The sequence below is a fragment of the Microcoleus sp. Pol12B4 genome, from assembly GCF_036701385.1.
Lineage (GTDB): Bacteria > Cyanobacteriota > Cyanobacteriia > Cyanobacteriales > Microcoleaceae > Microcoleus.
In genome coordinates, this window is record NZ_JAUBQR010000303.1 from 1 (window position 1) to 6,378 (window position 6,378).

Annotated in this window: 6 protein-coding genes and 2 pseudogenes; 5 read left to right on the top strand and 3 right to left on the bottom strand. The window is 43.1% G+C overall.

Going from position 1 to position 6,378, the window contains the following annotated elements:
- Nucleotides 1-89: 89 nt before the first annotated feature.
- A pseudogene (locus tag QUA38_RS26745) lies at nucleotides 90-1,160 on the top strand (cytochrome P450); the annotation flags it as partial.
- A 32-nt stretch (nucleotides 1,161-1,192) separates the two neighbouring features.
- Here QUA38_RS26745 and QUA38_RS26750 read toward each other — a convergent pair.
- Nucleotides 1,193-1,516, bottom strand: a complete 324-nt coding sequence (locus QUA38_RS26750) for a hypothetical protein (protein ID WP_333167246.1) — start codon at nucleotides 1,514-1,516, stop codon at nucleotides 1,193-1,195.
- Between the two features lie 339 nt (nucleotides 1,517-1,855).
- On the opposite strand from QUA38_RS26750, the gene QUA38_RS26755 reads away from it, so the two are divergent.
- Together QUA38_RS26755 and QUA38_RS26760 are read left to right on the top strand one after the other, a co-directional pair.
- Complete coding sequence (locus QUA38_RS26755) at nucleotides 1,856-2,134, top strand: type II toxin-antitoxin system RelE/ParE family toxin (RefSeq protein ID WP_333167248.1); 279 nt, start codon at nucleotides 1,856-1,858, stop codon at nucleotides 2,132-2,134.
- A gap of 49 nt (nucleotides 2,135-2,183) precedes the next feature.
- The gene (locus QUA38_RS26760; protein WP_333026536.1) at nucleotides 2,184-2,495 is read left to right on the top strand and encodes a HigA family addiction module antitoxin; all 312 of its coding nucleotides are present in this window, start codon (nucleotides 2,184-2,186) and stop codon (nucleotides 2,493-2,495) included.
- Between the two features lie 202 nt (nucleotides 2,496-2,697).
- Here QUA38_RS26760 and QUA38_RS26765 read toward each other — a convergent pair whose 3' ends face one another.
- Both QUA38_RS26765 and QUA38_RS26770 read right to left on the bottom strand, forming a co-directional pair.
- The gene (locus QUA38_RS26765; RefSeq protein ID WP_333167250.1) at nucleotides 2,698-3,528 is read right to left on the bottom strand and encodes an abortive infection family protein; all 831 of its coding nucleotides are present in this window, start codon (nucleotides 3,526-3,528) and stop codon (nucleotides 2,698-2,700) included.
- A gap of 215 nt (nucleotides 3,529-3,743) precedes the next feature.
- The gene (locus tag QUA38_RS26770; RefSeq protein ID WP_333167252.1) at nucleotides 3,744-4,691 is read right to left on the bottom strand and encodes a class I SAM-dependent methyltransferase; all 948 of its coding nucleotides are present in this window, start codon (nucleotides 4,689-4,691) and stop codon (nucleotides 3,744-3,746) included.
- A 331-nt stretch (nucleotides 4,692-5,022) separates the two neighbouring features.
- On the opposite strand from QUA38_RS26770, the gene QUA38_RS26775 reads away from it, so the two are divergent.
- Both QUA38_RS26775 and QUA38_RS26780 read left to right on the top strand, forming a co-directional pair.
- Complete coding sequence (locus tag QUA38_RS26775) at nucleotides 5,023-5,925, top strand: hypothetical protein (protein WP_333167254.1); 903 nt, start codon at nucleotides 5,023-5,025, stop codon at nucleotides 5,923-5,925.
- Nucleotides 5,926-6,160: 235 nt separating this feature from the next.
- Nucleotides 6,161-6,378 (top strand): annotated as a pseudogene (locus QUA38_RS26780) (glutathione S-transferase family protein); the annotation flags it as partial.

Sequence of the window (6,378 nt, forward strand, 5' to 3'; positions counted from 1 at the left end):
TAATCAGTGGTTTGACTCATTTCTATTGGTGGCCGGAGGCAAAAGCTTAATCATGGTTAATTAACCGGACATAATATGAAGGGCCGCGACATCTGCGACAGCGACAGCTATTAATGCCCGCGCTGCATCGGGAACAGTTGCACAGTCAAGGGCATTTGATTGTTGATTTGACGAAAAAGCAGACGATCGACTGGAAAGCCCCAGATGCGATCGCAGTCCGCGAAGAAATGTCAGAAATTTCGCTGCAAGTAATCTTGCAAGTCGTGTTTGGATTAGTGCCGGGAGAGCGCTACGAACGCCTGAAACAATTGCTCAGCAAGCTTTTAGAGGCGATTACCTCTGAACTGTACTCGATACAATTTTTCTTTGAACCGTTGCAGCAAAATTTGGGATCTTGGAGTCCGTGGGGGCAGTTTTTGCAGCAGATGGCGCAGATTGACTCGCTGATTTATGCGGAAATTGCCGAGAGGCGATCGCATTCTCTCGATTCGTCTCGCACGGATATTCTGTCGGTGTTGATGATGGCCCGCGACGACACAGGCGAATCCCTCGGCGATCGAGAATTGCGCGATCAGTTGATGACGCTGTTGTTATTGGGACATGAAACGACTGGATCGGCGTTGACTTGGGCGTTTTACTGGCTGCATCAGTTTCCCGAATGCCTTGCTCGGTTGCGGAAGGAATTGGATGAATTGGGCGAGAATCCCGATCCGATCGCGCTTTCGCAGTCGCCCTACTTAACAGCAGTCTGCAAGGAAGCGCTGCGGGTTTATCCAATTGCCTTAATTTCGCAGCCGCGCAAGGTGAAACGGACGATTGAACTCGAAGGCTATACATATCCACCGGGAACGATTTTAATCCCCTGTGTGTATTTGGCCCACAGTCGCCCTGAAACCTACGAAAATCCCGCTCAATTCAATCCCGATCGCTTTTTAGATCGCAAGTTTTCCGCCTCTGAATTTTTACCGTTTGGAGGCGGGAGTCGAAGCTGCATCGGGATGGCGTTATCGATGTTTGAAATGAAGCTCGTTTTAGCAACGGTGCTGTCTTCCCGTGAGTTTGTATCGAATCTCGATCGGCCAATTCGTCCGGCGCGCCGGGGAATCACCTTTGTGCCGCCCGATCGGTTTCGATTAACGGTTGTGGGCGATCGGCGTTAGATTCAGTGAAACGCCGTGTCAAGAAAGATATGTTATTCGATGAAAATCCCAGCAACTTTGTCTCCATTCATAGTCATGTGTGCCACAAATTCATCTCCACCATCTTCAAAACTCAGCTTCCACAAATAAATCGGAGAATTACCTTGTTTTATCTCACCAAAATAATTAATTGAGTATCCCTTTTGCAGGCGGGAAGCAAGCTGCTCGCTAACATCGTCAAACATTTTTTGTGTAATGCTCGTTTTGTAGCCTGCATCACCGACTGTAGTAAAAAGCTCGTAATTCTTCGATGCAGTAGCATCCAAGATAACCTGTAAACAATCGATGACGTTTTGAGAGGGGGCTGTCGGGTTCATGAAGATGTCCTTCTTTTAGGGTGCTATCAAAATCTTCTAGCTCAGACTGCTGTCTAACTGTTAATTCTACCGCTATTGCGAGCGAATCCCGTTTTGGAGCGTCATTGACCGCCAACACCATCCGCTTAGCTCAGCCGCTACGATCGCTTTTTCGTTCTCCCAGATCCAGCCCTGTTAGTAGATTGGAGCGATTTTTGCTTTTGCAATCATTTTAGGCTTGACATCTGTAACCTCATAGGTTACATTAGTAAAGTAATCTCCAAGGTTACAAAAACTTTTAATTAATATATATAAGTGCTATGAACTGGATATTCAGCCTCGATTGAAGGATTATTTCACATGATACAAACTTTTAAAAATAAAGCATTAGAAAGATTATTGAGGGAAGGTAATACAAAAGGAATTCCTAAAGAACTTGAAAAAAGGACAAGAACAAGACTTGAAGTAATAGATACAGCAATAATTATAGATGATATTAGAATACCAGGCTATGATTTACACGAGCTTAAAGGTGATAGACAGGGAACTTGGTCAATAAAGGTATCAGGTAACTGGCGTATAACTTTTACATTTCAAGATAACAACGCATACGATATAGATCTCGAAGATTATCACTAGCCCATAAAACACAATCTAAAAATTTAACTTAAACCGTAAGGAAAGTTGCATGAAAGATATACAAAACATTATTCAAGGGAGGAAAGTCAGACCAGTACATCCGGGCGAGGTCATTTCAGATGTGCTTGAAGATATTGAAATGACTCAAACCAGGTTTGCTGAGATACTTGGTGTATCCCGCCGTAGTGTCAACGAAATTGTTTTAGGTCAAAGACCAATTACAGTAGATATGGCAATTCGGATTGGGAAAGCGTTGGGGAATGGTCCTCAACTGTGGCTTAATCTTCAGCAAAAAGTTGATATTTGGGATGCAGTGCAAAAACACAGTGAAGAGTACGAAAAAGTATCTACGGTAGCATAGCGCGATCTGCTAATCTCAGATTTAAAAAGCTACCGCCTCGATCGTCCGGCGGTTGAAACCGATCCTACACAAACTTTAGTCCGCCTCGGCGGACTAAGAGATAAAGGAAGTATTTAACCAGGATTGGGTATCCTGTAAACAGGAACGATAACTTTTGCAACACGATTGTTAGGGTGCGGATTGACGAAAACAGCAAACCTCTTTAGAAGGGAATCTCATCCCACTCTGCTTGAACTTCATCTTGTTCGTCAACTTCTAATTTTTCTTTTTCAATGGCTTCTATAAACTTAATCGCGCTTGAAACATTGTTAAATATCAGAACACTCTCATGATAATTCAAAATAGGATTGTCATGAGCCAGACTTTTGTTGTTTCTAACATCATTAAAAGACTCCAGAATGGAAATCGAAGATTTTAGAATCCTTTCGGTCATTTGTGACTCAATAAAGCCGTTCTGTCGTAGATACTTTACATATTCTCCAAAAAGGCTATGCAATGGTTTGTTCTTGTCATAACTGATCCCATATTTATCGCATAGCTTCTTTGTATACTTCACAACATAAGTATGCAGTCTATCTAATGCTACTTCTGGCTCATTATTTTGAATACTTTCCCTTATGGATTTTGCTAATACAGAAAACTCTTTGTCATTAGAATATGCTTGAATGGCATCAATATTTTCAACAATTCTATCTTGCTTAAGTCGTTCGGCTATTGTAGAGCAATCATCAAACAAGGCTTGCTCCGCTTGGCTTATTTCTATGTGGTTTATCAGTTTTTTTGTTTTCCAATATTCCAAGAAAGCTGAAATTAATTTTCCAACAATATAGTTAGCTTCTTTAGCCCAAAAGGCTTTTAATCGATTAGCTTTAGATCCGCTAGCGTAATCGTACTTGCCGTCAGATATGTCAATGTTTGTATTTTCAATTATGAATTGCTGGAAAGTTCGGTTTGAAAAATCAAGAACATAACCACCTTCCATCTCAAACATTTTTTCAAGTTTTACTTTTTCAATGCTCGACAAGTCAGACATTTGCAGTAACCTGTTAATTTATAATTGATTGTAACTACTCAAGACCAATTAGATATGCGCTCGCTTTACTGCTTCCTGATGAGCCTCGGAGACTGATAGATAGCTTTAATAAAAGTTCCTCGCCCATAGGATGAAGCAGGCTAACTATTAATTGTACCGCAGTTGCGGTATAATAGACTTAAAAAAATTATTATACCGCCAACATATTTCAAATATCAAACCGGACTATTTATTGCCTTAGCAACAATAGTGCGGTGTCGGACTGTATTGCAAGTAATTGTCGGCTGGGCAAAACCCGAATCAACTAAAGCTTGCTCAATATCTAACCCAAAATACTGATCCAAATAAGGCTCTGTACTCTTGAGCAAAGTCAAAATATAAGGAGGCATTTTGGCATAAACTTCCGACTGAGGATTCATATCCATAATTGTCAAATGTCCACCAACACGCAGCAAACGCCTCGCTTCCCGGAACACTTCTCTAGTAGCTTTCTGCGGCAATTCGTGACAAACTAAACAAATAGAAACTAAATCAAAAGCAGCCGCCGGCAAACCAGTAGATTCAGCAGCAGCGTGAACCCAAGTCGGAGATTTTTGATTTAAAGATTCAGATTCTCGCTGTTGGGAACGGTATTTAGCAACTGCTAAAAAATAAGGAGACAACTCCACCCCAGTCATCTTCGCTTCCGGGTAAACATCCCCAAGAGCAAACGTACTCATTCCCACACTGCATCCCAAATCAACAATATCTTGCGGTGAAGAACCAATCTGAGATTTGATGGCTTCGTGATAGCTGGCGCGGAGTTTAGCATCGCCTTCTGCACCAGCTTCCGGCCAAATTGTGGCGTGAACTGTACGGGCGGCAACTTCAACTTCTGTAGCAGCTTCCCAGCTCATATTACCTTGTTCGTAAGCGTGAAATGAAGTTAGATAATATTTCGGGTAAACAAGATCGGGATTTTGGACGCTGAGCAATTCTGCATCCCAATTTCGAGCTAAAAGTGCTTGGGCTTCTTGTCGCCAATGCACTCCGATTTTTTCTGCTCTTGTTATCATCATTTCCCGCGCTTGGTGCTTGGCTAGATTAGCCAAAGGCTTGATGGAGAGTACGCCATTTACTAAACGCGAGGCTAATCCCGGAGTTTTGTTAACTGCAACCGTCATATTTTATGTGTTTCTATTTTGCGCCCTCTATTTTAACACAGTGCGAGGATTTTGAGTCGATCGATATAATGAAACTTAACTTGGTGAGGGCGAGTGAAATGCAAATGTTTTGGGGAAAAGACTTTTTTTAATGAACGGCAGAGGGCGCATAGAACGCAGAGGAAGAAAAGACAGAAAAGATAAGAGTAGGGCAAAAGTGGCTCGGCTGGTATAATATTTATTTGTGCTTACCTACTTAGTTCTGGGGAATTCATCTGGAATCGGGAATCGGATTTGCCGAAGTTGGAGTATTTGGAAGAACACTTTAAATCTGGCTATTTAGGAGTTTGTGATGAGCAAATCTATTGTGGAATTGGTTGACAATTTGCCGTCTGGTGGCGTCACTGTGATGATGCTCAAATCTCTCGATTTTGTAGTGCCGGGGGAGTGGAACAATCTCACGGGTTTTGATAATACTATTCAAGCGCTGACAGGGGAAACAAAGCGCAAATTAGTTGGGAAAATTCGCGATCGCGCGATCGAGCTTTACGCCAACCCCAACGAGCCATATCAAGGCGTAGTCAGGCTTTACCAGTTAGCAGACAGCGCCGACAGTGCGTTAGGTGCAACGGCTATGGCCAGTAAAATCGGCGAAAACATCGGCTTTCTTTCCTTTCTGAACCGCCTCACTCCCAAAGCTGACACAACTCAAACGATCGACTTGTGCGTCAAAGTGGCGATCGAGCTAATTGCCTTCTGCAAACTTAACAATATTTCCCTTGACAATGTGGGAAACTTTGGTAATTATTTATCAAATTACAAAGGCGAATCTCTGATGCGGATGGCTGCATTAGTATGTGCTGACGGTTTAATTCCCCTTGGCCCGGACTTCCTTCGAGTAGCACAAAATACTCTAGGTGGATTGAATCCTTCAACCTTGCAGCAAAACTCAACATTCCAAAATATCAGCAACCTAATTCCCGGCGCAAATAATTCACAAAAGTTCGGATTTGTGACAGCAACTTTCGCTTCAGCGCAAGGTTGGATGAACAATTTAGTACAGTCTCGCGGCTTAACTCCCGCCACAGTTTTAGGCCATCTCAAGCAATACGTTGATGTTACCGATGACAAATTGGATTATGTCGCCGCGTTTTTAGACATGACTACCAATTATTACGAACATACGGGAATTCAGACGGTTGCTCGCCGATTGATCGATCGAGCTTATGCTGAAATAGCCTCTGGCAGATACTAGAATATAGCATTTCTCAGTTGAGTGAAGTAGACATATAGGGTAGGGAGACGGCAGTGCCGTCTCCCTACAACCGTACAAATCAAGTCCTAGCAGAGAGGGATTAAGAAACCGTCGATCGCAATGTGAGTTAAAATAAGCAGATTATGTTTAGCAAACCTCTATTAATCGCATTGTGAAAAACAAATCGCTCCCTTCATCAGTAACAGTCAAGCTCGGCAAATTTGTCTGGACATCAATGTGGCAATTAATGATGTCAAAACTAGCGCCGCCCGATCGCACCGGAGCATACATTCGCCCCAGCAGCAGTTTCCGCAACTTTGTCAGCACTGCACCAGACAACCCTCACGGACCCGCTGCGGGACGGTATCGCCTCTTTGTGGGTACGGGATGCCCTTGGGCGCACCGCACTCTGGTGACGAGGGCGCTCAAAGGGCTTGAAGATGCGATATCGGT

Excerpts from the sequence above, each read along its gene's own strand:
- QUA38_RS26770 (WP_333167252.1), bottom strand. The coding sequence starts at position 4,691 with ATGACGGTTGCAGTTAACAAAACTCCGGGATTAGCCTCGCGTTTAGTA.
- QUA38_RS26760 (WP_333026536.1), top strand. The coding sequence starts at position 2,184 with ATGAAAGATATACAAAACATTATTCAAGGGAGGAAAGTCAGACCAGTA.
- QUA38_RS26755 (WP_333167248.1), top strand. The coding sequence starts at position 1,856 with ATGATACAAACTTTTAAAAATAAAGCATTAGAAAGATTATTGAGGGAA.
- QUA38_RS26750 (WP_333167246.1), bottom strand. The coding sequence starts at position 1,516 with ATGAACCCGACAGCCCCCTCTCAAAACGTCATCGATTGTTTACAGGTT.
- QUA38_RS26775 (WP_333167254.1), top strand. The coding sequence starts at position 5,023 with ATGAGCAAATCTATTGTGGAATTGGTTGACAATTTGCCGTCTGGTGGC.
- QUA38_RS26765 (WP_333167250.1), bottom strand. The coding sequence starts at position 3,528 with ATGTCTGACTTGTCGAGCATTGAAAAAGTAAAACTTGAAAAAATGTTT.